The following is a 25,543-nucleotide window of genomic DNA, read 5'->3' as shown; positions in this document are numbered from 1 at the left end:
AGCGTCTGACCCAGACCCGCAGAAAGGACGCGCGTCTCGACATGGCAACGCCGACAACTGGGAGCGGACTGCCCGACGTGGTGGTCACCGGCATGGCGATGACGACAAGCGTCGCCACGGATGCCGAAGGCACCTGGAAGGCGCTGCTGGCCGGACACAGCGGCATCCGCCGTCTCGACGATCCGTTCGTCGAGCAGTTCGACCTGCCGGTGCGCATCGGTGGTCATCTGCTCGAGGAGTTCGACGGGGAGCTGACCGACGAGGAAAACCGTCGGATGTCCTACCCGCAGAAGATGGCCACCGTCCTCGGGCGGCGGGTCTGGGCCAACGCCGGCTCCCCCGGGGTCGACACCCGGCGTCTGCTGGTCTCGATCGGGACCGGCCTGGGCGGCGCCGAGGCCCTGGTGTTCGCCTATGACGGGATGCGTGACGAGGGCATCGACTCGGTGTCCCCGCTCGCGTGCCAGATGTACATGCCCAACGGCCCGTCTGCGGTCGTCGGGCTGGAACGCGGCGCCAAGGCCGGTGTGGTGACACCGGTCTCGGCGTGCGCATCCGGCTCGGAGGGCATCGCGCAGGCCTGGCGCGAGATCGTGCTGGGCGAAGCCGACATCGCGATCTGCGGCGGCGTGGAGCAGCGCATCGAGGCGGTTCCGATCGCCGGCTTCGCGCAGATGCGCATCGTGATGTCCACCAACAACGACGACCCCGCCGGGGCGTGCCGGCCGTTCGATCGCGACCGTGACGGCTTCGTGTTCGGCGAGGCCGGCGCCCTGATGGTGATCGAGACCGAAGAGCACGCAAAGGCCCGTGGCGCAACGATTCTGGCACGGATGATGGGCGCGAGCATCACCTCCGACGGCTACCACATGGTGGCGCCCGACCCCAATGGCGAGCGCGCCGGCTATGCCATGACGCGCGCCATCGAGTTGGCCGGCCTGAAAGCCACCGACATCGACCACGTCAACGCGCACGCCACCGGCACCAGTGTCGGCGACGTGGCCGAGGGACACGCGATCAACCTTGCGATGGGCGGGCACCGACCGGCGGTGTACGCACCGAAGTCCGCGCTGGGCCACTCAGTCGGGGCGGTCGGCGCGGTGGAGTCGATCCTGACCGTGCAGGCGCTGCGCGACGGAGTCGTACCGCCCACACTGAACTTGAAGAACCTCGACCCCGACATCGACCTCGACGTCGTAGCGGGCACGGCACGACCTGGTAATTACAAGTACGCCATCAACAACTCTTTCGGATTCGGCGGGCACAACGTCGCACTCGCCTTCGGGAAGTACTGAACCGGCACAGGAGAATTCATGACGACCATCGAGAACCGGGCCCCCGAAGCCAGCAATGAATCCGTAGATCCGCGCGATCCACTGCTGCGGCTGCAGACCTTCTTCGACGCCGACAGCGTCGAGCTGCTGCACGAGCGCGACAAGTCCGGTGTGCTGGCCGCGGCCGGCACCGTCAACGGCGTCCGCACGATCGCATTCTGCACCGACGGCACCGTGATGGGTGGCGCCATGGGTGTCGACGGCTGCAAGCACATCGTCGACGCCTACGACGTGGCCATCGACGAGCAGAGCCCGATCGTGGGCATCTGGCACTCCGGCGGAGCGCGGCTGGCAGAGGGCGTCAAGGCGCTGCACGCGGTGGGCCTGGTCTTCGAGGCGATGATCCGTGCGTCGGGTTACATCCCGCAGATCTCGGTGGTGGTCGGCTTCGCCGCCGGCGGTGCCGCCTACGGTCCGGCGCTGACGGACGTGATCGTGATGGCGCCCGACAGCAAGGTCTTCGTCACCGGCCCCGACGTGGTGCGCAGCGTGACCGGCGAGGACGTCGACATGGTCTCCCTCGGCGGGCCCGACGCCCACCACAAGAAGTCCGGCGTCTGCCACATCGTCGCCGACGACGAGCTCGACGCCTACGAGCGGGGCCGCCGCCTGGTCGGATTGTTCTGCCAGCAGGGCATCTTCGACCGCAGCAAGGCCGAGGCTGAGGACACCGACCTCAAGGCGCTGCTGCCCGAGTCGGCGCGCCGCGCCTACGACGTGCACCCGCTGATCGAGGCGCTGCTCGACGACGGTGTGCCGTTCGACGAGTTTCAGGGCAAGTGGGCGCCGTCGATCGTCGTGGGTCTGGGCCGGTTGTCCGGTCGCACCGTCGGCGTGATCGCCAACAACCCCTTGCGTCTGGGCGGTTGCCTGAACTCCGAAAGCGCCGAGAAATCCGCGCGTTTCGTGCGGCTGTGCGACGCGTTCGGCATCCCGCTGGTCGTCATCGTCGACGTGCCCGGCTACCTGCCCGGGGTCGACCAGGAATGGGGCGGCGTGGTCCGCCGCGGCGCCAAGCTGCTGCACGCGTTCGGCGAGTCGTCGGTCCCGCGCGTCACGCTGGTCACCCGCAAGATCTACGGCGGCGCCTACATCGCGATGAACTCGCGGTCGCTCAACGCCACCAAGGTGTTCGCCTGGCCCGACGCGGAGGTCGCGGTGATGGGCGCTAAGGCCGCAGTCGGCATCCTGCACAAGAAGAAGCTGGCTGCCGTCGAGGATCCGGCCGAGCGTGAGACGTTGCACGAGGCGCTGGCCGTCGAGCACGAGAGGATCGCCGGCGGTGTCGATTCGGCGATCGAGATCGGCGTGGTCGACGAGAAGATCGACCCGGCTCACACGCGGTCCAAGCTGACCCAGGCGCTGGCCGAGGCGCCGATGCGCCGCGGCCGCCACAAGAACATCCCGCTGTAGATCCGCGCGCGGAATAGCATCCCGCGGCTGGCAACTGGCGGGACATCGCTGATTTTGTCTGTTGGCGCCAGCAATCGAGTTATCGCGTGGTGTAGCCGCCGTTGGCAAAGATGGTCTGACCGTTGATCCAATGGCCTTCGTCGGCGAGGAACACCACCAGCGGCGCGATGTCGGTGATGTCGGTCAACCGGTTGTCCATCGCCTGGGACTTGTGGAATTCGACCCGTTCGGGGGTTTCCTGCGGGTAGAAGAACGGGGTGTCCATGGGGCCGGGCGCGACGTTGTTGACGTTGATGCCGCGCTCGCCGAATTCCTTGGACGCGGCCCGGGTGAAGTGCTCCACCGGGCTCTTGGAACCGGCGTAGGTGGAATAGCCGTCGGTGTAGGCCGCCAGCAACGCAGTCACGATGGTCACCACCGACCCGTTGTCGTTCAGCCGCTTGCCGGCCTGCTGCAGGAAGAAGTACGCCGCCTTGGCGTTGATGTCGAACATCGAATCATATTCGGCCTCAGTAGTTTCGGTGAACGGCTTGCGCAACACCCGACCGACGGTGTTGATCGCGATGTCAACACCTCCGAAGGCGTCGACGGCGGTGTCGAACAGCTTCTCGACGTTGGCCGGCACCGTCAGGTCACCCTGCACCTTGACGGCCTGCACACCGGCCTCCTGGATCTGAGCCAGGGTCCGGTCGGCATCCTGCTCGCTGGCCGCGCTGTGGTAGTGGACCGCGACGTTGACCCCTTTGGCCGCCAGCGTGGTACTGATCAGGCCGCCGAGATTCTTCGCGCCGGCAGCCACGACTGCGGATTTACCTTCGAGTGTGCTCATGACGCCGACGTTAGCGACGCTATCGACAAATGAGAAACCCATATTTTCGAGTTTCCGACAAGTACTGTTTGTAGATGGTCTCCACTCCGGATCTGCGCCGACTGCGTCACTTCATCGCGGTGGCCGAGGTGGGCAGCTTCACGCGGGCGGCCGCCGAGTTGCACCTGAGCCAGCAGGCGTTGAGCACGTCGGTGCGGCAGCTCGAAAAGGAGCTGGGCGCAGCGCTTCTCGTCCGCGAAGGCCGCCGCGTCACCACCACCGGCGCTGGGGCGCTGCTGCTCCGAGAAGGACGGACGTTGTTGGCGGCCGCTCGTACCGTCGCCGAGCATGTCGAACGGGTCGCCAGTGGGGACGACGAGGTCTACGTCGTCGGCCACACACCCGCCCTGAGCGGAGCCGAGGTGTACAGCGTGATGGAGACGGCCATCGATGAACATGCGTCGACCTCCTTCACATTTCGGCAGATGTACCCCGATGACCTGATCGATGCCATCCTGGGCGGATCGGTTCAGCTGGGGTTGCGGCGCGGGGTGGTGCCCAGTCATGACCTGGCGGGGGCCGTAGTCGGCTATCACCCCGTTCGGGTGGCCGTGCCGGCGCAGCACCGACTGGCCGCCGAGGTGGAAATCGACATCGCCGCCCTGGCCGGCGAACGCATCGCGCTATGGGCGCCCCCGGGTGCGTCGTACTACAGCGACCTGCTCCTGGGGGCCTGTCGCCGAGCGGGATTCGAGCCTGACTACGTGGTGAGCCGAGTGCAGGGTGCAGCGACCGTCGCCGCTCCACTGACCACCGGCGCCATCGCGTTCGTCACCGCGCCCGCGGGCCCGGCAATGGACGGCCGCGTCCGGGTCGTCGACCTTCGGCCGCCTCTCGTCGTGCCCGTGCAGGCTCTCTGGCAACGTCATACAGCATCCGATGTTCGCGATGTGTTGTTGCGCTGAAGGCAGCGCGAGCACGTGATGTCAGCTCAAGGTCGCCAGAATCTCTGCCGCGCAATCGGTTGCGCGCTCCCGGTCCGTGGCCACCAGGCCGATGCGCGTGCGCCGGTCGAGGATGTCGTCGACACTCAGCGCGCCTTCATGGGTGATTGCGTACTCGAATTCCGCGCGTGTGACATCGATGCCCTCGGCCACGGCTTCGGCTGGCCGCTCGCAACGCGCCTGCGCCAGGACATCGGCCGCCTCGGCGCCGTAGCGGGCCACCAGCGAGTCGGGTAGTGCGACGGCGGAGCGCGGGGCTGCACCCGGGTTCGACGGCGCGCCAACCAGCGGCAGGTTGCGTGTCCGGCAGGGTCCGGCGGTGAGCCCGCGCAGCGTGACGGCGCGGTCGAGGACATCCTCGGCCATGTAGCGATACTCGGTGAGCTTCCCACCGATCACGCTGATGACGCCCGACGGCGATTCGGTGACCGCATGCTCGCGCGAGACGTCGGCGGTCCGGCCCGACCCGGTGTCGATCAGCGGCCGCAACCCCGCATACGCCCCGATCACGTCTGCGGGTCCCACCGACGTCTCCAGCGCCGTGTTGACGGTCTCGAGTAGGAAGGTGATCTCCGCCGCGGTCGGCTCCGGCACATCCGGGATCGGGCCGGGTGCATCTTCGTCGGTCAGCCCCAGATACACCCGTCCGAGCTGTTCGGGCATCGCGAAGACGAAGCGGTTGATCTCCCCGGGAATCGGAACCGTGAGCGCGGCAACCGGATTGCCGAATACCGCCGCGTCGAAGACCAGATGGGTGCCGCGGCTGGGACGCAGCTTCACCGATTCGTCGACGGCACCCGCCCATACGCCCGAGGCGTTGATCACCGCGCGCGCCGTCACCTCGAGTGTCTCGCCGGTCAGAGTGTCGGTCAGGGTGGCCGACGTGCCCGACGCCTGCGACGCGACCACCCGCGTCAGCACCGTCGCACCGCACTGGGCGGCTGTCCGGGCGACGGCGGTGACCAGTCGCGCGTCGTCGATCAACTGCCCGTCATAGGCCAGCAGTGCACCGTCGAGTCCGGCGCGGCGTACGGTCGGCGCCAGTTCGGCCGCCCGGCGCGCATCGATCCGGCGGGATCGCGGCAGTACCGACGCGGGCGTGCCCGCCAGCCTGCGCAGTCCGTCGCCGGCGGCGAATCCGACCCGCACCAGCGCCCGCGACGCGGTGGTCATTTCCGGCAGCAGCGGAACCAGTTGCGGCATCGCGTGCACCAGGTGAGGGGCGTTGCGCGTCATCAGCAGATTCCGCTCCACCGCACTGCGGCGCGCGATGCCGATGTTGCCCGTGGCCAGATACCGCAGACCGCCGTGGACGAGTTTCGAACTCCAGCGGCTGGTGCCGAATGCGAGGTCGTGCTTCTCGACGAGCGCCACGGACATTCCGCGACTGGCCGCGTCCAGTGCGATGCCGGCACCGGTGATGCCGCCGCCGATGACGAGGACGTCGATCGGCGCACCGTCGCCCAGGCGCTGCAATTCCGAGCGACGCCGGGTGGCGTTCAACGCTGATGTCTTGTTCATGGTTTCAGATATCCGCTCAGGGCCAGGCCCAGTTCCGTGTCGAGGGCGTCGGCGTCGAGCAGGTCACCGACCATCTGGGCCGACTGGATGGTCGACTGGGTGATCAGCAGGCACATCGCGGCCATCCCCCGCGGGTCCCCGGCGCGGATGCTGCCCTCGTCCTGACCGGCCTTGATCGCCTCGGCCAAGGTGTCGACGAGGATCTGCTGGCTGGTGCCGAGCCGGTCGGCGATGTAGGTCATCGCGATCGCGGGGGCGTTGTGGATGACCGACATCACCACGTCGTCATTGCGCAGGTGCCGCGCCACGGCCACCACCCGGGCCACCGTGGCGGCCCGGCCGACCCCCTGCTCGGGCACCCCGTCGAGCACCCCGGCGATACGCACGGTCAGAAGTTCGGCGATCACCCAGCGGATGTCGGGCCAGCGGCGATAGATCGTCGGACGGCTGACCCGGGCCCGCCGGGCGATCTCGGTCATCGTCACCCGGTCCACACCGTAGGCCAGGACGCAGGCCGCTGCGGCGTCGAGGATGCGCTCCTCGACCGTGGCCACCGAGTTACGGATTGACGTCATCTGTAATACTGTAACTCATGACTCCCGCAGCAGCGCAGCCGAGCGACCCGCCGATGCAGTGGAATGCCTGGGGTGACCCGGTGTTGGCCAAGCCGCTCTCGGCCGGAATCCGCAGTCTGCTCAACCAAGCGCTGGGCATCGACGCCACCGACATCGCCCAGCCCGAGATCGAGCAGGTGCGGTTGCGGCCGTCGGCGTTGGCCCCGGCCGACCGCTCCGGAATGGGCGCCATCGTCGGCGCCGAGCACCTGGTGGTCGACGACCGCGGCCGGCTGTTGCGGGCGGGCGGCAAATCCACGTTGGACCTACTGCGCCGCAAGGATTTCGGCGTGCAGGATGCGCCCGACGCGGTCCTGCTCCCGGGTAGCGAGCAGGAGGTGGCGGAGTTGCTCGGCTACTGCGCCGACCACAGCATCGCCGTCGTCCCGTTCGGCGGCGGGACCAGCGTGGTCGGCGGGCTGGACCCGTTGCGCGGCGACTTCAAGGCCGTGGTGACGCTGGATCTGCGCCGGCTCGACGAGCTGCATGCGCTCGACGCGGTGTCCTGGGAGGCCGAACTCGGCGCCGGACTGACCGGCCCGCAGGCCGAGCAGCTGCTCGGCGAGCGGGGATTCTCACTCGGCCATTTTCCGCAGAGCTTCCGGTTCGCCACCATCGGCGGCTTCGCGGCCACCCGCTCGTCGGGTCAGGACTCTGCGGGTTACGGCCGCTTCGACGACATGGTCCGCGGTGTGCGCGCGGTGACCCCCGCCGGCATCCTCGACGTCGGGCGCGCCCCGGCGTCGGCGGCCGGACCGGATCTTCGGCACCTGCTGCTCGGCTCGGAGGGGACGTTCGGGGTGATCACCCGCGTGCGCGTGCGCGTCCACCCGGTGCCGGAGAGCACCCGCTACGAAGCGTGGTCTTTCCCGGATTTCGCCACGGGCGCCGAGGCACTGCGCGCCGTGGTGCAGACCGGCACCGGGCCGACGGTGATCCGGTTGTCCGACGAAGCCGAGACCGGCGTCAACCTGGCCACCACCGAGCAGATCGGCGAACAGCAGATCACCGGCGGCTGCCTGGCCATCACGGCGTTCGAAGGTACCGAAGCCCATGTGGCCAGCCGGCACGCCGAGACGCGTGAGCTGCTGGCCGCCCGGGGCGGCACCTCGCTGGGGGAACAGCCCGCACGCGACTGGGAGCACGGCCGGTTCAACGCCCCGTATCTGCGCGACGCGCTGCTGGCCGCCGGCGCGCTGTGCGAGACGCTGGAGACGGCGACGAACTGGTCGAACCTGGCGGCGGTGAAGACCGCGGTGACCGCGGCACTCACCGACTCCCTGGCCGAATCGGGGACAGCAGCCCTGGTGCTGTGCCACATTTCGCATGTGTACCCGACCGGAGCGTCGCTGTACTTCACCGTCGTCGCCGCCCAGCGCGGCAATCCGATCGAGCAGTGGCGCACGGCCAAGGCCGCGGCGTCCGAGGCGATGATGCGTTCCGGCGCGACCATCACCCACCACCACGCGGTCGGTGCGGACCATCGGCCTTGGATGCGCGACGAGGTCGGCGAACTGGGCGTCGAGGTGCTGCGGGCGGTGAAGGCGACGCTGGACCCGGCGGGAATCCTCAATCCGGGCAAGCTGATTCCGTGACCGGCCGCTCGCGCGTCACCGTCCTGACCAATCCGGCGTCCGGGCATGGCAGCGCGTCGCACGCCGCCGAACGGGCCATCGCGCACCTGCACAAGCGGGGCGTCGATGTGGTGGCCATCGCCGGCCGCGACCCCGCGCACGCCCGGCTGTTGGTCGAGGGTGCGCTGGAACGCGGGATGGACGCGCTGGTGGTCGTCGGCGGCGACGGCATCGTGTCCCTGGCGCTGCAGGTGCTCGCCCAGACCGACATCCCGCTGGGCATCGTCCCGGCCGGGACGGGCAACGACCACGCGCGCGAGTTCGGCATCCCCACCAATCCGGTGGCCGCCGCCGACGTCGTCGTCGACGGCGAGGCCGACACCATCGATCTCGGGTTGATCGAGGGCGCCGACGGCACGCGTCGATGGTTCGGCACCGTGATGGCCGCCGGGTTCGACTCGCTGGTGACCGACCGCACCAACCGAATGCGCTGGCCGCACGGCCGGATGCGCTACAACCTCGCGATGGTCGCCGAGTTGTCGAAACTACGGCTGCTGCCGTTCCGGCTGACGTTCGACGGCACGGAGCTCACGACCGAGCTCACCCTGGCCGCATTCGGCAACACCCGCAGCTACGGCGGCGGCATGCTGATCTGTCCCGATGCGGACCCGCGCGACGGCCGGATCGACGCGACCATGGTCGCCTCCGCATCGCGCACCCGGCTGATCCGGTTGTTCCCGACCGTGTTCAAGGGCACCCACGTCGACCTCGACGAGGTGCGCACGGCGCGGGCCCGTGTCATCACGGTGGAAGTGCCCGGGGATTTCGACATCAATGCCTATGCCGACGGCGAGTACGTCTGTCCGCTGCCGGTGCGGATCTCCGCGGTTCCCGCCGCGCTGAAGATCCTGCGGCCCGTTTAGCCCACTCCCCTGCTCAGCCAGCTGACCTCGGCGCCCTCGCCCCCGTCGCGGTAGGCCTCGAGCGCCTCGTCCCACGCGGTGCCCAGCACGGAGTCCAGCTCCGAGGCCAGCATGTCCGCACCGCCGGCCATCAGCGTGCGCAGCCTCATCTCACCGACCATCACGTCACCGTTGGCACTCATCGCACCGCTCCACAACCCCAACTGCGGGGTGTGGCACCAGCGGTGGCCGTCCACGCCCTGACTGGGGTCCTCGGTCACCTCGAAGCGCAGCACCGACCAGGAGCGCAGCGCATTGGCCAACTGGGCTCCGGTGCCCACCGGGCCGACCCAGTTGGTCACCGCACGGAGCTGCCCGGGCATGGCGGGCTGCGGCGTCCACTTCAGATTCGCCCTCGCATTGAGGGTCGACGACAACGCCCACTCGACATGCGGGCACACCGCCGCGGGCGAGGCATGGATGTACACCACGCCCGTCGTCGCGTCGGCGAATTGGTTCGCTGCACGCATCTGCTACTCCTTCGGCTCCACGAGGGACGTCTTCCCCAACGACCTGGTGTGCGCCGAACAGCAGCAAAAGTGAATGCAGATGAAGTTGTGACTTGCGAGTCCATTGTGCCTCGTGAGACGGACGTTGCGCTAGTCCGACCCGAACTCTCTTAGGACTTCATCAGACAGTGCCGGCATCACCTCGTGTGCCCAGTCGCCGAACTGCCGGTCCGTGAGCACGACCAGCGCCAACTCCGCCTCGGGATCCACCCACAGGAACGTCCCGGACTGACCGAAATGGCCGAACGTGCGCGGCGAGTTCGCCGCCCCGGTCCAGTGCGGGGATTTGCCGTCGCGAATCTCGAAACCGAGGCCCCAGTCGTTGGGTCGCTGCACCCCGAACCCGGGCAGCACCCCGTCGAGCCCCTCGAAGGCCACACTGATGGCCCGGTCGTGCATCTGCTGCGACACGGTGGCGGGAACCAGCAGGTCACGGGCGAATACCGCCAGGTCGTCGACCGTGGATGTGCCGCCGAATCCGGCCGCCTCGGCCCCACCGTCGAACGCCGTGTCCGACATCCCGAGCGGTTGGAACACCGCGTCGCGGAGGTAGTCGGCGAACGGAATGTCGGTCGCCTGTTCGAGAGTCTGGGCCAGCACGGTGAAACCGTGATTCGAGTAGATCCTGCGGGTGCCCGGCGCGGCGATGACCTTGCCCGAGGTCATCTCGTAGCCGGCCGCGTGCGCCAGGAGGTGCTGCACGGTCGATCCCGGCGGCCCGGCCTCGCTGTCCAGGTCGACCGCCCCTTCTTCGACGGCCACCTGGACGGCGCGGGCGACAAGCAGCTTGGTCACCGACGCCAGCGCGAATGCGTGGGTGGTGTCGCCGTGGTGGGCGATCGTCCCGTCGCGGCCCACCACCGCCGCGGCCACAGTCGGGACCGGCCAGTCGGCCAGCACGTCGAGTGCGCTCATCGCGCCCGAGCCTAGTTCGCCTCCCAAGCGGCGCACAGCGCGGCCACATGCCGGGCGTCGGTGCCGCAGCACCCGCCGAGCACCGCGACCGCGGGCAGACGGTGGCGCAGCGCGACGTGCGCAGCCGCCAGATCGTCGGGATCGCCGTCGTCCAACTCGGTGGCCACGTCGAGTTCAGCGTGGCTGAGGGTCGAGGCGTTGGCGCGCAGCCCGCCCAGCCGTCGCAGCCACGGGCCGTCGTGGTCGAGCGCGGCCGCGAAGTGCGTCGGGTGCGCACAGTTGACCATGAAGAACTCCGCGGCGGCAGCGGTCTCGGCGTCGGTCTGCTCGACGGCCTCATGCAGCGGCTGACCCGTGGGCAGCCGGCCGTCGGTCTCGACGGTGAACGAGACCGCGGAGGTGATGCCGGCCGCCGCGGCGGCCCGGACCACGCCGACCGCCTCGGGTGTGTTGGTCATCGTGATCGCGGTGACCCGATCGGCTGACGTCGCCGCGTAGGTCCCGATCTGGGTGGCGTGGTAGTCCTCGGCTTCGCCAGTGGTCATGGCGGCGCCGGGGTCGTACCCGTCCCCGCGCGGACCGATACATCCGCTCACCACTGCGGTGACGCCGTCGGCCTGCGCGGCCGCGCGCACCTCCTCGGCCAGTTCGACCGCCGCGCGATTGAGCTCGTCGAGCCGCTGCACCGAGTACCCGAGTTGCGCCGCCCAGTCGGGGTTGGCGCGCCAGGTCGGGGTCTCGACCACGAAGCCGGTGCGGTGCCGTCGGGCGATGTCGAGATAACCGTCGTAGTAGCGCTGCAGCCGGGCCCGACCGTCAGGGGTTTCCAGCAGCGGGAACGCGGCGAAACCCGGAAGGTCCCGACCGTCGTGGAAGACGAGTTCGGTCTCCAGGCCGCCGTCGGTGACGAACAACATCGGGCTCACTTCCGCCCGACGTAGTAGTAATTCAGCGGGTCGGAGTCGATCTCGCGCACCGTCACGTCGCTGAAGCCGGCGTCGGACAGCATGCTGGTGGCCAGTTCACGCCCCCAGCAGGTGCCCAGCCCGTCACCATCGAGGCCCAGCGACACGCTCATGCAGTGCATCGTGGAGACGGTGTAGAGGTACGGCGCGAACGGCACCCCGATGTTGTCCTCGAGTCTCGTGGAGGCCTTGATGTCGACCATCAGGAACACCCCGCCGGGACGCAACGCGCGGTGGATGTTGGCCAGCACGCGCGCCGGATGAGCCTGGTCGTGGATCGCGTCGAACGCCGTGACGACGTCGAAGACCTCGGTGCGGTCGTAACCGGCGACGTCGGCCTGCTCGAAAGCGGCGTTGGTCAGGCCGAGGCGACGCGCCTCGTCCGTCCCCGCCGCCAGACCTTCCTCGGAGAAATCGATGCCGACGAACCTGCTGGCCGGAAACGCCTGGGCCATCACGTTGACCGCATGACCGCTGCCGCACCCGAAGTCGGCGACATCGACGCCGGCCGTCAGCTTCTCGGGCAGCCCGTCGACCAGGGGCAGCACCACATCGACCAGCGCGGCGTCGAACACCTCGCCGCTCTCCTCGGCCATGAGCGTGTGAAACCGCGGATACTCGGCATAGGACAGACCGCCACCGTGCCGGAAGCAGGCGATGACCTTCTGTTCGACCTCACCCAGCAGCGGGATGAACTGCGCGACCCGGGCCAGGTTGTCGGGCCCGGCGTTACGGGTCAGCACGGCGGCGCGGTGTGGGGCCAGCGAATACGTCTGCGCCGCCGCGTCGTAGTCGATGATGCCCGCGGTGACCACCCCGCCCAGCCATTCGCGCACGTAACGCTCGTCGAGGCCGGCGGCGTCGGCGATCTGGGTGCTGGTGGCCGGGGGCAGTTCGGCGAGAGTGTCGAACAGCCGGGTCTGGTGGCCGATGGACAGCAGGATCGCCACGCTGGCAGCGTCGATGGCACCCACGATGCGCTGGGCGAATTCCTCGGTGGTGTCGACCGTCGAAGGGTCGTGCAATGTCGTCATGACCAGCAACGTTAGGCCGCCCGGCAGCGCCGTGGCATCGGTTACCCGATGTATTTGTTCGCCCGCCCATGGGGCAAATGATGCAGATCAGATCAGATCACGTTGTGTTGCCGCGCCCAGGACGCCGCCGCGGTTCGCGACGACACTCCGATCTTGGCATAGATGTTGGCCAGGTGGCGGCCGATCGTCTTCTCGCTGAGGAAAAGCTGTTGCGCCGCTTGCCGATTGGTCGCGCCGCGGGCAATGCAGGCCAGCACCTCGCATTCGCGCCGGGTCAGAAGTCCCGGCGCCGAGGACCCGCAGATCCCGGCCGGGTCTACGCCGAGCTCGGCGTAGATCGCGTCGGCTGTGGCCGCGTCGGCGGCGGCGGCATCGTGGTGCCCCAGCCCGCGGTGGGCCAGCACCATCCACCCGTAGACCTCGGCGGTGTCGTACCGCGACTGCTGCACCCGGTATTCGCGCAGCGCCTCGGTCAGCACCTCCAGGGCCTGCTCGAAGTGCCCCTGTCGGACCAGCAGCGCACCGCGGGCGTGCGCAGCCCAGGCGCGGAACCCCGGTGTGCCGAAGGCTTGCGCGTCGGCTTCGAGTTCGACACAGTGGGTTTCGGCTTCGGCGAGGGCATCGCGGGTCAGCGCGATCTGCACCGCTGCGCGCAACAGCCGCACCCGGTCCAGCCGATCGCCACCGGTCAGCGCCAGCCGGATCGCCGTCCACGCCCCGGCATGCTCCCCGCGCCGGCAGGCCAGCAGCGCTTCGCCGGGCTGCGGGTCCATCCCCAACGCCCGCGCTTGGTCGAACGCGGTTGCTGCCCCGTCGAAGTCGCCCATCAGCCGGCGCACCTCGCCGAGCTGGTAGTAGCCTTCGGCGGCGGCCCAGCCATTCACGTCCTGCAGCGCGCGGCTGGCCGACGCCAGCCGGTTCTCCAGCGTCCGGTAGTCGTCGGTGCCGACCTGCACCTGAAGCCTGTGCACATCGCAGACCCCGCCGTAGGGCACGGATCCGGACACCCCGCACCACTGCTCCATCGACTGCGTCCAGGAACGCATCCGCGGCAGATCGGCGAGCTTGTGGCAGTGGTGTAACACGATGCAGTACAGGTCGCCGGCCCATTCGATGGGCACCTGGTCGGCCATCAACGGCAGCATCGCCTCGTCGATCAGCGCGTAGCCCTCGGCGGTGCGCGCGTGCAGGATCGCGTCGACGCCCGCGGCGATCAGGCCCAGCGCGGTGACGGCGGGAGTGTCCAGGCGGTCGGCGAGTTCCCGCAATCGAAGGACGTGCCGGCGCAGCGCATCGAAATCGTGCGTCACCGCGGCCATCGCGGCTTCGAGGTAGGTCAGATAGCCGTGAGCGGCGCTGTCGTCGAGACCGGTCAGCAGCCGACGGGACCGGTTCATCCAGCCCTGGGCGATGTTGACATCGCCGCGCACCAGCCAGGCCAGCGCCAGTTCGTTGGCCTTCATCGCGGCGGCGGTCGAGTCGGTTCGGGTCAGCTCGGCGTACACCCGCTCGGCGGCTCGGCTGGACTCTTTGATGTAGCCCAGCCGCCACGCCGCGAAGGAGAACGCGTCCAAGTCGTCGGTGCTCAGCGGCGCCAACCGGCCGACCACGTCGAACGCCTCGTAGCTGGCATGCCAGTCTCCGCGCCGGTGCGCGTCCCGGGCGGTGGACAGCAGGTCGGACTGGGTCGGAGCCAGCATGGGCTCCAGTATCCCGCGAATGAGCTGTTCAGGATAGATCGATCGAGGGCTGCCCCATGCCCGCCCGCAGTCGGACAGGTGTCCAGCGGAGGAGATATGTTGTAGCCATGACTCAGACTGTGCGTGGAGTGATCTCACGGGCGAAGGCTCAACCGGTCGAGGTGGTCGACATCGTGATTCCTGATCCGGGGCCGGGTGAGGTGGTCGTCGACATTCAGGCCTGCGGGGTATGTCATACCGATCTGCACTACCGCGAGGGCGGCATCAACGACGAGTTCCCGTTCCTGCTCGGGCATGAGGCGGCCGGTGTCGTGGAATCAGTCGGCACCGGCGTGACCAACGTCGAACCGGGTGACTTCGTGGTGCTGAACTGGCGCGCGGTGTGCGGGCAGTGCCGGGCGTGTAAACGGGGACGTCCGCACCTGTGCTTCGACACCCACAACGCCGCCCAGAAGATGACGCTGACCGATGGAACCGAGCTGACCCCGGCGCTGGGCATCGGCGCCTTCGCCGACAAGACGCTGGTGCACGAAGGTCAGTGCACCAAAGTCGATCCCGCGGCCGACCCGGCCGCGGCCGGACTGCTGGGCTGCGGGGTGATGGCCGGGGTCGGAGCGGCGATCAACACCGGCGCGGTCAACCGCGACGACACCGTCGCGGTGATCGGGTGCGGCGGCGTGGGCGACGCGGCCATCGCGGGAGCCCGCTTGGTCGGCGCCCGGCAGATCATCGCGGTCGACATGGACAACCGGAAGCTGGACTGGGCCCGCAAGTTCGGTGCCACCCACACCATCAACGCCGGCGACCTCGACCCGGTCGAGACCATCCAGGACCTCACCGACGGTTTCGGCGTCGATGTGGTGATCGACGCGGTGGGCCGGCCCGAGACGTGGAAGCAGGCGTTCTACGCACGCGATCTGGCCGGCACCGTGGTGCTGGTCGGGGTGCCGACTCCGGATATGACGCTGCAGATGCCGCTGATCGACTTCTTCTCCCGCGGCGGCGCACTGAAGTCGTCCTGGTACGGCGACTGCCTGCCCGAACGGGACTTCCCGACGCTGATCAGTCTCTATCTGCAGGGCCGCTTCCCGCTCGACGAGTTCGTCACCGAACGCATCGGGCTCGACCAGATCGAGGAGGCTTTTCACAAGATGCACGCCGGTAGCGAGGACGCCGTGCTGCGTTCGGTGGTGATCCTGTGAGCGCGATCCAGCGGCTGGTCACCAGCGGCACCTTCGAGCTCGACGGCGGCAGTTGGGACGTCGACAACAACATCTGGATCGTCGGCGACGACAAGGAAGTCGTGGTGTTCGACGCCGCGCACACCGCCGAGCCGATCATCGACGCCGTCGGCGGGCGCCACGTGGTGGCGGTAATCTGCACCCACGGTCACAACGACCACGTCACCGTCGCCCCGCAGCTCGGCCAGGCCCTCGACGCCCCGGTGTTGCTGCACCCCGCCGATGACGTGCTGTGGCGAATGACCCATCCGGACAAGGACTTCCGCACCGTCACCGACGGTGACACCATCCGGGTCGCCGGCACCGAACTGCGCGCGCTGCACACCCCGGGCCATTCGCCGGGGTCAGTTTGCTGGCACGCGCCCGAACTCAACGCGGTCTTCAGCGGCGACACCCTCTTCCAGGGCGGCCCGGGCGCGACGGGGCGCTCGTTCTCCGACTTCCCCACCATCCTGGAATCGATCTCCGGACGGCTGGGCACCCTGCCCGGCGAAACGGTGGTCTACACCGGCCACGGCGACACCACCACCGTCGGTGACGAGATCGTGCACTACGACGAATGGGTGGCGCGCGGCAGCTAGATCTGAGTCGGCCCGGGCAGCGGGCGGGGCCGCCTGCCCGCCCGCGCCGACCAGCGCAACGCCACGGCCAGCCACAGGAGTCCGCCTGCGAACACCGCGCCGAAGGCCCACGGCGCCCAGCCCACCGACGTATCCCGGCCGAATGCGAGGTGCGGACTCCGGTAGCCGCCGACCGCACCGCGCGCGGTGATGTCGTAAACCGCTTCCTGGCTGACCTGCGCAACCCAGATCCGCACGCGCACATCGTTGTTGATCGCGGTCACCGACCGCATGGTCTCGGTGACGACCGGCTCGGGAACCCCGCTGGGCGGCCGGATGCTCAGCTGAAGGGGCGGTACGGGCAGACTGTCGTCCTCGTCGAGGCCGCCGGGCACCACTGCGCGGAAACTGATCGTGGCCTCGCCGGCGGGCAACACGAACCGCCCGGAGCCGGGCACGGGCACCTCGCCGTAGGCGTCGAACTCGTCGTAGACGACCGCGTTGAGTACCAGCGTGACGACGAATCCGACCACGCCGAGGACAGCGGTGAGGATCGCCAGCGTGACGGCGATCCGGGGCCCGGCCTGGCGGTCCATCCGCGCAGTCTGCCACGACGGCTCTTCTGCGGCGCGGGAGGCGCGCGCGGGCTACGGTCGTAGGTGACGGAATGTCCCGACGCCCCCGGAGGTCGCGATGCCTGAATCGAGCATCGTCGTGCGGCCGGAGCCGATGGACAGCGGCACCTACACCGCCGCGTCCCGGCTGCAGGCCGCCGGACTGTCGCAGGCCATCGCGGTCTTCGAGCAGGCCGCGGCTGCGGTCCCGCTACCGGAGCCGCCCCAGCCGATCCTGATCGCCGACTACGGCGCGGCCACAGGGCACAACTCGCTGTTGCCGATCGGCGCTGCGATCGCGGTGTTGCGCGGCCGCACCCGGCCCGAGCACTCGATTGCCGTCGCGCACACCGACCGCCCGGACAATGACTTCACCGCGCTGTTCCGCACGCTCGAGGAGGACCCCGACACCTACCTGCGCAAAGACCGGGTCACGTTCGCCTCGGCGGTGGGCCGCTCGTTCTACTCCCAGATCCTGCCGTCCAACAGCGTGCATCTGGGCTGGAGCGCGTGGGCCATTCAGTGGCTGAGTCAGACGCCCGCGGTCATCGACGGTCACCTGCAGGTCGCCTTCTGCGACGACGAGGCGGTGCGCACAGCCTTTGCCAAGCAGGCTGCGCGGGACTGGCACGAGTTCATCGCGTTCCGCGGTCGTGAGCTGGCACCCGGCGGCCGCCTGGTGGTGATGACGATGGCCGTCGGCGAGGACGACGAGTTCGGCTTCGGATCGCTGCTCACGGCGCTGGTGGACGCGCTCGACGAACTGTCCGGCGCGGGACTGCTCCACGGCCACGAGGTGGCGCGGATGTGCATCCCCACCTTCGCGCGGCGAGTCTCGGATTTCATCGCGCCGTTCGCCCCGTCCGGCCGGTTCGAAGGTCTCGCGATCGAGCACCTGGAGGTGTTCAACGCCGAGGACCGATTCTGGCATCGCTATCAGGTCGACAAGGACGCCGAAGCGTTCGGGGCCCGGTGGGCCGGCTTCGCGCGGGCCTCGGTGTTCCCGGCGCTGCTGGCCGCGCTCGACGGCGGCGACACCGATCCGCGCGCCGGTGAGCTGTTCGACCGGCTGGAGAAGGCGGTCGCCGACCGGCTGGCCGCGGCGCCGGAACAGACCCAGATCCCCCTGGCACTCGTGGAGTTGTTGAAGCGGCCGAAATCCTGACCGTCAGCGGATCGTTCCGGCGCCCGGGATCAGCGGGAGATCCAGCGCGGTGACCCAGCCGGGTGACAGGTCGTTGACCGCCGGCACAGCGTTGAGCGCTCGCAGCCCGGTGGCCAGACAGCCCGCCGCGGCGGCGTCGCGGCCAGAGCCGTCGGTGAAACGGAAGGCGGTCTCCTGGAAGATGCTCGGGGTGCCGTCGATGTCGACGCGGTACACGTCGTTCTCCGTGCCCGCGGGCCAGTCCGGTGCGGCGTCGTTGCCGATCCGGTTGACATGCTCGAGTTGGATGCGCGTCTCGCCGCGGTAGACCCCGTTGATGGTGAACCGCACCGCCGCGACGTTGCCCGGCGCGATGACACCCTTGGCGGTCGGACGTTCGGTCGGGGTCACCCACTTCTCCCAAGTGGTGGTGATGTCGTCGAGCATGATGCCGGCCGCATGGGCGATCATCGGAACCGTTGCGCCCCAAGCGAACACCAGGATGTCGGGGTTCTCCAGCAGCGGTCGGTATTCGGGGGGCCGGCCGATGCCCATCTCGCGGTCGTAGTCGCCTTCGTAGTTGGTGTAATCGAGCAGTTCGGACGCGCGAACCCGGCGGACCTCGGAGCACAGGCCCATCAACGTCATCGGGAAGAGGTCGTTGGCGAACCCGGGGTCGATGCCGGTGGTGAAGCACGACGACTCGCCCAGCTCACAGGCCACCGTGATCGGTTCGATCCAGTTGGGCGGGTTGAGGTGCATGCTGGGCCAGATCCAGGGCGTCATCGCGGTGGAGCAGACGTCGATCCCGGCCCGCAGGAAGCGGGTGATCAGCGCGATGTTGGCCTCGGCGTGGTTGGCGGTGGGCCCGTAATGCACCAGCGCGTCGGGTTTCAGGTCGATCAACGCGTCGACGTCGTCGGTCGCGGTCAACCCGACGGGGTCGCGGCCACAGAGCTCGCCGACGTCGCGCCCCACTTTGTCCGGGTTGCTGACGCCGACACCGACCAGCGTGAAGCGGGGATGGGCGAGGATCTCGGGGATCACCATCCGCCCGACGAACCCGGTGCCCCAGACGACGACCCGTTTCACGTCCGCAGTGCTCACCGGCTCGTCCTCCTCGCTCTCAGAAGCAGCGCCGCAGCCCGCCCGGTTCGCAGATCAGCGGATAGCGGTCGACCGGCAACGGCAACGCCTCGCGGTAGGCCAGCGTGAACGGCGAGTTGATGATGCCCGGCTGCATCCCGCAGTTTCCGTTGTGGGAGATGCTGCGGGTGCCCGACATGGTCGCGTCGTCGAACGACAGGGTGTCGACGGTGGGCGCCCAGGTGCCGTCGGGACACTTCATGCCCTTGCTGTTGGGTGTGGTGAAGCTCCACACTCCGCCGACCAGCCGCGCGTCTCCGCCCGGTGCGCCCTGCGAGCCGGCGACGTGCAGCGTGCACCCGACCGGCAGGTACAACGGTTCACGGAGGTCGCCGACGACCGGCACGCAGCTGGGGTAGATGGTCCAGGTTCCCGAAGTGCCGTCGGCCGGGGTGTAGGTGTAGACGCCTTCCATCACCTCGCTGGCCCGGGCCGGGGTCGTCGAAGCGACCGACATCCCGAGCACGACGGCGAGCACGGCCGAAAAAGTGGCCATACCCCGTAGGATTCTCACGGTTGTTCCCTTCGGCGGACGCGGACGGTCGTTGGAGTATCCCAGCCCGTGCGCACAGAAGTCACGTGTTTGTCCGCTCGGAACATCGGGTAGTGGAGGCGAGGCAAGCTCGAGTCCCGGGGTGATGCAGATGGCGAGAACCGCGGCGCGAACCGCTGTTCTCGCCATAGTCCTGTTGGTGGCCGCGCTTACGAGCTGTTCGACCGGGCAGCGGGTGGATCTCGGCGCCGGCGCCGAGGGCAGCTTGGTGGCCGCGATCGCCGGGGAGCCCGATCAGCTCGACCCGCACAAGACCACCGCCTACTTCTCCTTCGAAGTGCTCGAGAACGTATTCGACACGCTGGTCGAACCCGATGAGAACCTACAGATGCGACCGGCGTTGGCCAAGTCCTGGGAGGTCAGCCCCGACGAACTCACCTGGACGTTCCGGTTGCGCGAGAACGTGACGTTTCACGACGGCTCCCCGCTGACCGCCGAGGACGTCGTGTACTCCTACCGCCGCATCATCGACGAGCAGCTGTCCAACGTGGACAAGTTCAGCGCCGTCACCGCGGTGGAAGCACCTGACGCAGGCACCGTGGTGATCCGGGTGTCGCGACCGACGCCGAACATGCTGACCAATCTCGGTGGTTTCAAGGGCATGGCAATCGTGTCGCGACGCAACGTCGAAAGCGGGGAGATCGCCACCAATCCCATCGGTACCGGGCCGTTCAGCTTCCGAGGTCAGACCAGCGGTGACTCGATCACGTTACGCGCCAACCCTGATTACTGGGGTGGCGCACCGAGCCTGACGGGAGTGACGTTCCGCTTCATCTCGGAGCCGTCGACGGCATTGTCCGCGCTGCAGGCCGGCGAAGTCGATTGGACGGATTCGATCCCGCCGCAACGGGTTTCCCAGCTTACCGAAGACGAATCGCTGACGGTGGCTGTGACTCCCAGCAACGACTACTGGTATCTCGCGCTCAACCAGGCCCGCGCGCCGTGGAACGACGTGCGGGTACGGCAGGCCATCGCGTATGCCATCGACCGTGACGCGATCGTCGCCGCCACCAGTTACGGAACCGCGCAGGCCAACCAGCTCGCCATTCCCGAAGGGAACCCCTGGTACACCAGCTACGACCGCTACGACAGCGGCGGGATCGACAAGGCCCGAGAACTGTTGGCCCAGAGCGGCGCATCGCCGCGCACGATGGACATGCTGGTCACCACCGACTACCCGGAGACGGTGACTGCGGCGCAGATCATCGCCGACAACCTTGCGCCGCTGGGGATCACGGTCAACATCCGCACCGTCGACTTCGCCACCTGGCTCGACGAACAGAACAACGGCAACTTCGACATGCTGATGATGGGCTGGCTGGGCAACATCGACCCCGACGACTTCTACTACGCGCAGCACCACACCGACGGGACCAGCAACGCACAGAAGTTCTCCGACCCCGAAGTCGACCGCCTCCTCGACGCAGGCCGGGTCGAGACGGACCCGGCGGCGCGATTCGACGACTATGCCCGCGCCGCAACGTTGATCGCCGACCAGGTCAGTTACATCTTTCTGTACAACCCGTCGGTGATCCAGGCCTGGACGCCGGCGCTGCAGAACTACCAGGCGCGCCGCGACGGCGCGGTCCGGTTCCGCAACGCCACCCTCGACACCGACGGCGAGACCTGAGCATGCCCCTCCCCCGCGTCGTGACCCACCCGATCACCCGGTTTGTGTTGCACCGGCTGCTGTATTCGGCGGTGGTGCTGCTCGGCGTCCTCGTCGTGGTCTTCGCGTTGGTGCACCTGGTGCCCGGCGACCCGGTACGCATCGCGCTGGGCACTCGCTATACACCGGAGGCCTACGAAGCGCTGCGCACCGCCTCCGGACTGGACCGCCCCATCGTCGCGCAGTTCTTCGGATATCTGGGGTCGGCATTGACCGGGGATCTCGGGGTCAGCTTCCGCAACGGCAATCCGGTCACCGTCACGCTGTTGGACCGGCTGCCCGCCACGCTGTCGCTCGGCATCGTCGGCATCATGATCGCGCTGGTGATCGCCGTACCCGCCGGCGTGTTCTCCGCGCTGCGCGAAGGTCGGATCAGCGACACGATTGTCCGGCTCACCAGTCAGTTCGGGGTGTCGGTACCCGATTTCTGGATGGCCATCCTGCTGATCGCACTGTTCTCCTCGACGCTGGGATGGTTGCCGACATCGGGTTACCGTTCGTTGCTGGAGGATCCGGTGGGGTGGGCCCGGCACATCGTGCTGCCCGCGCTGACGGTCGCGGTGGTGGCCGGGGCGATCATGACCCGCTATGTGCGTTCCGCGGTGCTCGACATCACCGCGATGGGATACGTGCGCACCGCGCGCTCGAAGGGCCTCTCGCCGCGGGTGGTGACGTTGCGCCACACCGTCCGTAACGCCCTCGTCCCGATCTTGACGATCACCGGCATCCAGTTGGCGACGTTGCTCGGCGGCGTGATCGTCGTCGAGGTGGTCTTCGCATGGCCGGGCCTGGGCCGCCTGGTGTACAACGCCGTCGCGGCACGGGACTACCCGGTGATCCAGGGCGCGGTGCTGCTGATCGCCGCCCTGTTCCTGCTGATCAACCTGCTCGTCGATGTGCTGTACGCGGTGGTCGACCCGAGGATTCGGCTGGGATGACGACGAATAACGCGGAGCACACTCGGATTTCGTCGTGGCGGTTGCTGCTGCGCAACCCGGTGACGGCGGTCAGCGCGGCGGTGCTGGTCGTGGTGGCGGTGGTGGCGGTCAGCGCGAGTTGGCTCGCGCCCTACGGGATCAACGACGTCGACGTGCCCAACGCGCTGCAGTCGCCCAGCGGTTCGCACTGGTTCGGCACCGACGAGCTCGGCCGGGACATCCTGTCCCGGGTGCTGGTCGCCGTCCAGGCCTCCATGCGGATCGCGGTGGTCAGCGTCGTGTTCGCCGTGGTCGTCGGCGTGACCATTGGGGTGGTGGCCGGGTACCGGGGCGGCTGGCTGGACACCGTCCTGATGCGGGTGGTTGACGTGATGTTCGCATTTCCGGTGCTGCTGCTGGCACTGGCCGTGATCGCGATCCTGGGACCCGGTGCGACGACGACGATCCTGGCGATAGGGATCGTTTACACCCCGATCTTCGCGCGGGTGGCCCGGGCCAGCACCTTGGGGGTGCGCACCGAACCGTACGTGTCGGCGTCGCGGGCAATGGGCAGCGGCGACCTCTACATTCTGCGCCGCCATGTGCTGCCGAACATCTCTGGCCCGTTGATCGTGCAGACCTCGCTGTCGCTGGCGTTCGCGATTCTCAGCGAGGCCGCACTGTCGTTCCTGGGCCTGGGAATTCAGCCGCCGGAGCCGTCGCTGGGCCGGATGATCTTCGACTCCCAGGGTTTCGTGACGATGGCCTGGTGGATGGCCGTTTTCCCGGGCGCAGCGATTTTTCTGATCGTGCTGGCGTTCAACATGTTCGGTGATGGGTTACGTGACGTGCTGGACCCGAAACAGCGCACCACCGTCGAAGCCCGCAGGCAGGAACGATGACACCCCGCTCCCCTGTCCTCAGCGTCGCTGACCTCGGCGTCCGCATCGGGTCGCGCACCATCGTCGACGGCGTGTCATTCGAGGTGTTCCGCGAACACACCGTCGGCATCGTCGGGGAATCCGGATCCGGAAAAACCATGACGGTGCTGGCCGCCACGGGCCTGCTCGACGCCCCGGGAGCGAAAGTCTCGGGAAGCAGCGTGCTCGCCGGCGACGTGCCGACCGAATTGGTCGGTGCCAGTCCGCGACTGCTGCGCAGCGTGCACGGCGCCCGGATCGGGTTCGTCTTCCAGGATCCTGGCACGTCGTTGAACCCGCTCCTCACACTCGAGCGGCAGATCACCGAATCGCTGCAGACACACCGCAACCTGACCCGGCGCGCTGCGACTACGCGGGCCGCCGAACTGCTCGAGGCGGTCGGGCTGCCCGACCCGCAGACGCGGTTACATGCCTATCCGCACCAACTGTCCGGCGGTCAACGGCAGCGGGTGATGATCGCGATCGCATTGGCGTGTGACCCCGAGCTTCTGGTGGCCGACGAGCCCACCACGGCACTGGATGTCACCACCCAGGCCCAGATCGTCGAACTGGTGCGCCGATTGCAGCGCGACTTCGGAACGGCGGTGGTGTGGATCAGCCATGACCTCGGGGTGATCGGGCAGGTGGCCGACGATGTGACTGTGCTGCGTGACGGGCTCCCGGTGGAACAGGCCCCCATCGACGCCGTGTTCGACCACCCGCGAGAGCAGTACACCCGCGACCTCCTGGATGCCCGCCCCGTGCTCGACACTTCCGCGCCCGTAACCGACCCCTCGGCGGAGCCCCTCCTGGAGGTTGCCGGACTCGACGTGAAGTTCTCGGTGCCCACACCGGTGGGACGGTCGCAGGTGCACGCGGTCAGAGACGTGTCGTTCACGATTCGCCGCGCGACCACGATGGGGCTCGTCGGCGAGTCCGGCTCGGGAAAGTCGACGATCGCCGCATGCCTGACCGGACTGGTGAAGCCCGACCGCGGGGTGGCCACCCTCGGTGACGTCGACGTCTTGGGCGCGAAAGGCCGGGCAGCGAAATCACTTCGGCGACGCATCGGGCTGGTGCTGCAGGACCCGTTCTCCTCGTTGAATCCCCGGTCTCGGGTCGGGATCTCGGTCGCCGAGCCACTGGTGGTGCATCGACTGGCCGACAGCAAGAAGACCCGGGAAGAACGCGTGGCCGAACTGTTCGAGCTGGTCGGCTTGCCCGCGTCATTCGCACAGCGCTACCCGCACGAGCTTTCGGGCGGACAGCGTCAGCGGGTGAGCATCGCCCGTGCCCTGGCGGCCGAACCGGATCTGTTGATCCTCGACGAGGCGACCGCATCGCTGGACGTGTCTGTGCAAGCCAGGGTGTTGGACCTGCTCGCGCGACTGCAGCGCGAACTCGGGCTCACCTATCTGCTGATCGGACATGACCTTGCGGTGATCCGACAGCTCAGCCACGACATCCTGGTGATGCGCCACGGCGCGGTCGTCGAGAAGGGTCCGGCCGATGATGTGTTCTCCGCTCCGGAACAGGAGTACACCCGGACACTGTTGGCTGCGGTGCCCCCGGTGCGCCCACGGGCGTGAGAGGGTCATGGGATGGGACAGCTCAGCGGCAAGGTCGCGTTGGTCACAGGTGCGTCGGCGGGTCTGGGCGCGGCGACGGCAACATTGTTCGCCGAACGGGGCGCCAAGGTTTTCGGCATCGCTCGGGACGCTTCGCGCATGGCGGAAGTGTTCTCCGGTGTCCCCGACGCGACGTTCGCTTCGGTGGACATCACCTCGCCGCTGGCCTGTGCTCAGGCCGTCGAGGACTGTGTTGCGCATTTCGGCCGGCTCGACGTGTTGGCCAACATCGCCGGTTTCCACCAGATGCGCCACACCGCAACGATGTCCGATACGGACTGGGAGACCGACCTGGCAGTGAACCTGACGGGTCCCTTCTTCCTGTGTCGTGCAGCGCTGCCGCACCTACTAGCGACCGGCGGCAACATCGTCAACGTCTCGTCGATCGCCGGTGTCGAAGGTGAGGTGTATTCAGCGGGGTACTGCGCGGCCAAGCATGGACTGGTCGGGCTGACCCGCGCGCTGGCGGTCGAGTTCACCAAAGAGCGGTTACGCGTCAATGCGATTTGTCCCGGCGGCATGCCGACCGCGCAGACCACCGAGTTTCAGGCACCCGAGGATGCGGACTGGGACCTGATCATGCGGATCGCCTCCCCCCGCGGATTCATGCAGACCGAGGATGTGGCCAAGACGATCGCATTTCTGGCCAGTGATGACGCCGCGGCCATTCACGGCGCGGTCTACCGTGTGGACAACGGCAAGGGCGCCGGCTGACCGTCTGAGTCATTCCCAGTGGTCGATGAAGACCCGTAACAAGATCGCCTTCGGCGCGCAGATTTCCGAGCTGTTGGGGTAGTC

At 68.3% G+C, this 25,543-nt stretch carries 24 protein-coding genes; 13 read left to right on the top strand and 11 right to left on the bottom strand.

The annotated features are described in order from the left end of the window. Positions 1-41 precede the first annotated feature (41 nt). Together kasB and G6N31_RS04005 are read left to right on the top strand one after the other, a co-directional pair. The gene (kasB, locus tag G6N31_RS04010) at positions 42-1,295 is read left to right on the top strand and encodes a 3-oxoacyl-ACP synthase KasB (protein ID WP_098004521.1); all 1,254 of its coding nucleotides are present in this window, start codon (positions 42-44) and stop codon (positions 1,293-1,295) included. 18 nt (positions 1,296-1,313) lie between these two features. After that, on the top strand, positions 1,314-2,747 hold the full coding sequence (locus G6N31_RS04005) for an acyl-CoA carboxylase subunit beta (protein WP_098004522.1): 1,434 nt from the start codon (positions 1,314-1,316) through the stop codon (positions 2,745-2,747). A gap of 79 nt (positions 2,748-2,826) precedes the next feature. Here the strand turns inward: G6N31_RS04005 and G6N31_RS04000 are convergent, their stop codons facing one another. Further along, positions 2,827-3,576: an SDR family oxidoreductase gene (locus tag G6N31_RS04000; protein WP_098004523.1), complete on the bottom strand. Its 750-nt coding sequence runs from the start codon at positions 3,574-3,576 to the stop codon at positions 2,827-2,829. 74 nt (positions 3,577-3,650) lie between these two features. On the opposite strand from G6N31_RS04000, the gene G6N31_RS03995 reads away from it, so the two are divergent. Then, on the top strand, positions 3,651-4,520 hold the full coding sequence (locus tag G6N31_RS03995; protein ID WP_098004524.1) for a LysR family transcriptional regulator: 870 nt from the start codon (positions 3,651-3,653) through the stop codon (positions 4,518-4,520). 21 nt (positions 4,521-4,541) lie between these two features. Here the strand turns inward: G6N31_RS03995 and G6N31_RS03990 are convergent, their stop codons facing one another. Both G6N31_RS03990 and G6N31_RS03985 read right to left on the bottom strand, forming a co-directional pair. Then, positions 4,542-6,080, bottom strand: coding sequence for a glycerol-3-phosphate dehydrogenase/oxidase (locus G6N31_RS03990; protein WP_098004525.1), 1,539 nt, complete (start codon positions 6,078-6,080; stop codon positions 4,542-4,544). Next, positions 6,077-6,655, bottom strand: a complete 579-nt coding sequence (locus tag G6N31_RS03985; protein ID WP_098004526.1) for a TetR/AcrR family transcriptional regulator — start codon at positions 6,653-6,655, stop codon at positions 6,077-6,079. The genes G6N31_RS03990 and G6N31_RS03985 overlap by 4 nt, the downstream gene beginning before the upstream one ends. A gap of 53 nt (positions 6,656-6,708) precedes the next feature. Here G6N31_RS03985 and G6N31_RS03980 point away from each other — a divergent pair, with 53 nt between their 5' ends. Together G6N31_RS03980 and G6N31_RS03975 are read left to right on the top strand one after the other, a co-directional pair. Next, entirely contained in the window at positions 6,709-8,289 is a 1,581-nt protein-coding gene (locus tag G6N31_RS03980; protein WP_098004554.1) for an FAD-binding oxidoreductase, read from the top strand. Further along, positions 8,286-9,191: a diacylglycerol kinase gene (locus G6N31_RS03975; protein WP_098004527.1), complete on the top strand. Its 906-nt coding sequence runs from the start codon at positions 8,286-8,288 to the stop codon at positions 9,189-9,191. The genes G6N31_RS03980 and G6N31_RS03975 overlap by 4 nt, the downstream gene beginning before the upstream one ends. Here G6N31_RS03975 and G6N31_RS03970 read toward each other — a convergent pair. The 5 genes from G6N31_RS03970 to G6N31_RS03950 form a co-directional block, all read right to left on the bottom strand. Then, a complete protein-coding gene (locus G6N31_RS03970; protein ID WP_098004528.1) occupies positions 9,188-9,700 on the bottom strand; it encodes a DUF3145 domain-containing protein in 513 nt (170 codons plus the stop codon). The genes G6N31_RS03975 and G6N31_RS03970 overlap by 4 nt on opposite strands. 129 nt (positions 9,701-9,829) lie before the next feature. After that, positions 9,830-10,654 carry a serine hydrolase domain-containing protein gene (locus G6N31_RS03965; RefSeq protein ID WP_098004529.1) on the bottom strand — a complete coding sequence of 275 codons (825 nt, stop codon included), beginning with the start codon at positions 10,652-10,654 and terminating at the stop codon, positions 9,830-9,832. Between the two features lie 11 nt (positions 10,655-10,665). Further along, positions 10,666-11,571, bottom strand: coding sequence for a homocysteine S-methyltransferase family protein (locus G6N31_RS03960; protein WP_098004556.1), 906 nt, complete (start codon positions 11,569-11,571; stop codon positions 10,666-10,668). Positions 11,572-11,576: 5 nt separating this feature from the next. Continuing rightward, on the bottom strand, positions 11,577-12,653 hold the full coding sequence (locus G6N31_RS03955) for a class I SAM-dependent methyltransferase (RefSeq protein WP_098004555.1): 1,077 nt from the start codon (positions 12,651-12,653) through the stop codon (positions 11,577-11,579). A gap of 92 nt (positions 12,654-12,745) precedes the next feature. Continuing rightward, a complete protein-coding gene (locus G6N31_RS03950; RefSeq protein WP_098004530.1) occupies positions 12,746-14,353 on the bottom strand; it encodes a LuxR family transcriptional regulator in 1,608 nt (535 codons plus the stop codon). Between the two features lie 107 nt (positions 14,354-14,460). Between G6N31_RS03950 and G6N31_RS03945 the strand changes: the two genes are divergently transcribed. Together G6N31_RS03945 and G6N31_RS03940 are read left to right on the top strand one after the other, a co-directional pair. After that, on the top strand, positions 14,461-15,555 hold the full coding sequence (locus tag G6N31_RS03945; RefSeq protein WP_098004531.1) for an S-(hydroxymethyl)mycothiol dehydrogenase: 1,095 nt from the start codon (positions 14,461-14,463) through the stop codon (positions 15,553-15,555). Continuing rightward, positions 15,552-16,175 (top strand): MBL fold metallo-hydrolase, encoded by a 624-nt coding sequence (locus tag G6N31_RS03940; protein WP_098004532.1) that lies wholly within the window; start codon positions 15,552-15,554, stop codon positions 16,173-16,175. Before G6N31_RS03945 ends, G6N31_RS03940 begins: the two co-directional genes overlap by 4 nt. Here the strand turns inward: G6N31_RS03940 and G6N31_RS03935 are convergent. Continuing rightward, positions 16,172-16,750, bottom strand: coding sequence for a hypothetical protein (locus G6N31_RS03935; RefSeq protein ID WP_098004533.1), 579 nt, complete (start codon positions 16,748-16,750; stop codon positions 16,172-16,174). The genes G6N31_RS03940 and G6N31_RS03935 overlap by 4 nt on opposite strands. A gap of 97 nt (positions 16,751-16,847) precedes the next feature. On the opposite strand from G6N31_RS03935, the gene G6N31_RS03930 reads away from it, so the two are divergent. Continuing rightward, on the top strand, positions 16,848-17,933 hold the full coding sequence (locus G6N31_RS03930; protein ID WP_098004534.1) for a class I SAM-dependent methyltransferase: 1,086 nt from the start codon (positions 16,848-16,850) through the stop codon (positions 17,931-17,933). A 3-nt stretch (positions 17,934-17,936) separates the two neighbouring features. Here the strand turns inward: G6N31_RS03930 and G6N31_RS03925 are convergent, their stop codons facing one another. Then, positions 17,937-18,962, bottom strand: a complete 1,026-nt coding sequence (locus G6N31_RS03925; RefSeq protein WP_234815393.1) for an NAD(P)H-dependent amine dehydrogenase family protein — start codon at positions 18,960-18,962, stop codon at positions 17,937-17,939. Between the two features lie 76 nt (positions 18,963-19,038). Continuing rightward, positions 19,039-19,554, bottom strand: a complete 516-nt coding sequence (locus G6N31_RS03920; RefSeq protein ID WP_165776254.1) for a hypothetical protein — start codon at positions 19,552-19,554, stop codon at positions 19,039-19,041. 148 nt (positions 19,555-19,702) lie between these two features. On the opposite strand from G6N31_RS03920, the gene G6N31_RS03915 reads away from it, so the two are divergent. From G6N31_RS03915 to G6N31_RS03895, 5 genes are read left to right on the top strand one after another with little or no spacing between them, the layout of a single operon-like run. Further along, positions 19,703-21,241: an ABC transporter substrate-binding protein gene (locus G6N31_RS03915; protein WP_098004557.1), complete on the top strand. Its 1,539-nt coding sequence runs from the start codon at positions 19,703-19,705 to the stop codon at positions 21,239-21,241. Positions 21,242-21,243: 2 nt separating this feature from the next. Further along, positions 21,244-22,218 carry an ABC transporter permease gene (locus tag G6N31_RS03910; RefSeq protein ID WP_098004537.1) on the top strand — a complete coding sequence of 325 codons (975 nt, stop codon included), beginning with the start codon at positions 21,244-21,246 and terminating at the stop codon, positions 22,216-22,218. After that, a complete protein-coding gene (locus tag G6N31_RS03905; RefSeq protein ID WP_098004538.1) occupies positions 22,215-23,099 on the top strand; it encodes an ABC transporter permease in 885 nt (294 codons plus the stop codon). Before G6N31_RS03910 ends, G6N31_RS03905 begins: the two co-directional genes overlap by 4 nt. Next, a complete protein-coding gene (locus G6N31_RS03900; protein WP_098004539.1) occupies positions 23,096-24,706 on the top strand; it encodes a dipeptide ABC transporter ATP-binding protein in 1,611 nt (536 codons plus the stop codon). Before G6N31_RS03905 ends, G6N31_RS03900 begins: the two co-directional genes overlap by 4 nt. Positions 24,707-24,718: 12 nt before the next feature. Then, positions 24,719-25,459: an SDR family NAD(P)-dependent oxidoreductase gene (locus G6N31_RS03895; protein WP_098004540.1), complete on the top strand. Its 741-nt coding sequence runs from the start codon at positions 24,719-24,721 to the stop codon at positions 25,457-25,459. Positions 25,460-25,543 lie beyond the last annotated feature (84 nt).

The organism is Mycolicibacterium duvalii (genome assembly GCF_010726645.1).
In the GTDB taxonomy this organism is placed as follows: Bacteria; Actinomycetota; Actinomycetes; order Mycobacteriales; family Mycobacteriaceae; genus Mycobacterium; species Mycobacterium duvalii.
Note: the sequence above shows the minus strand (reverse complement) of the source record. Positions and strands in the feature narration are given on the sequence as shown.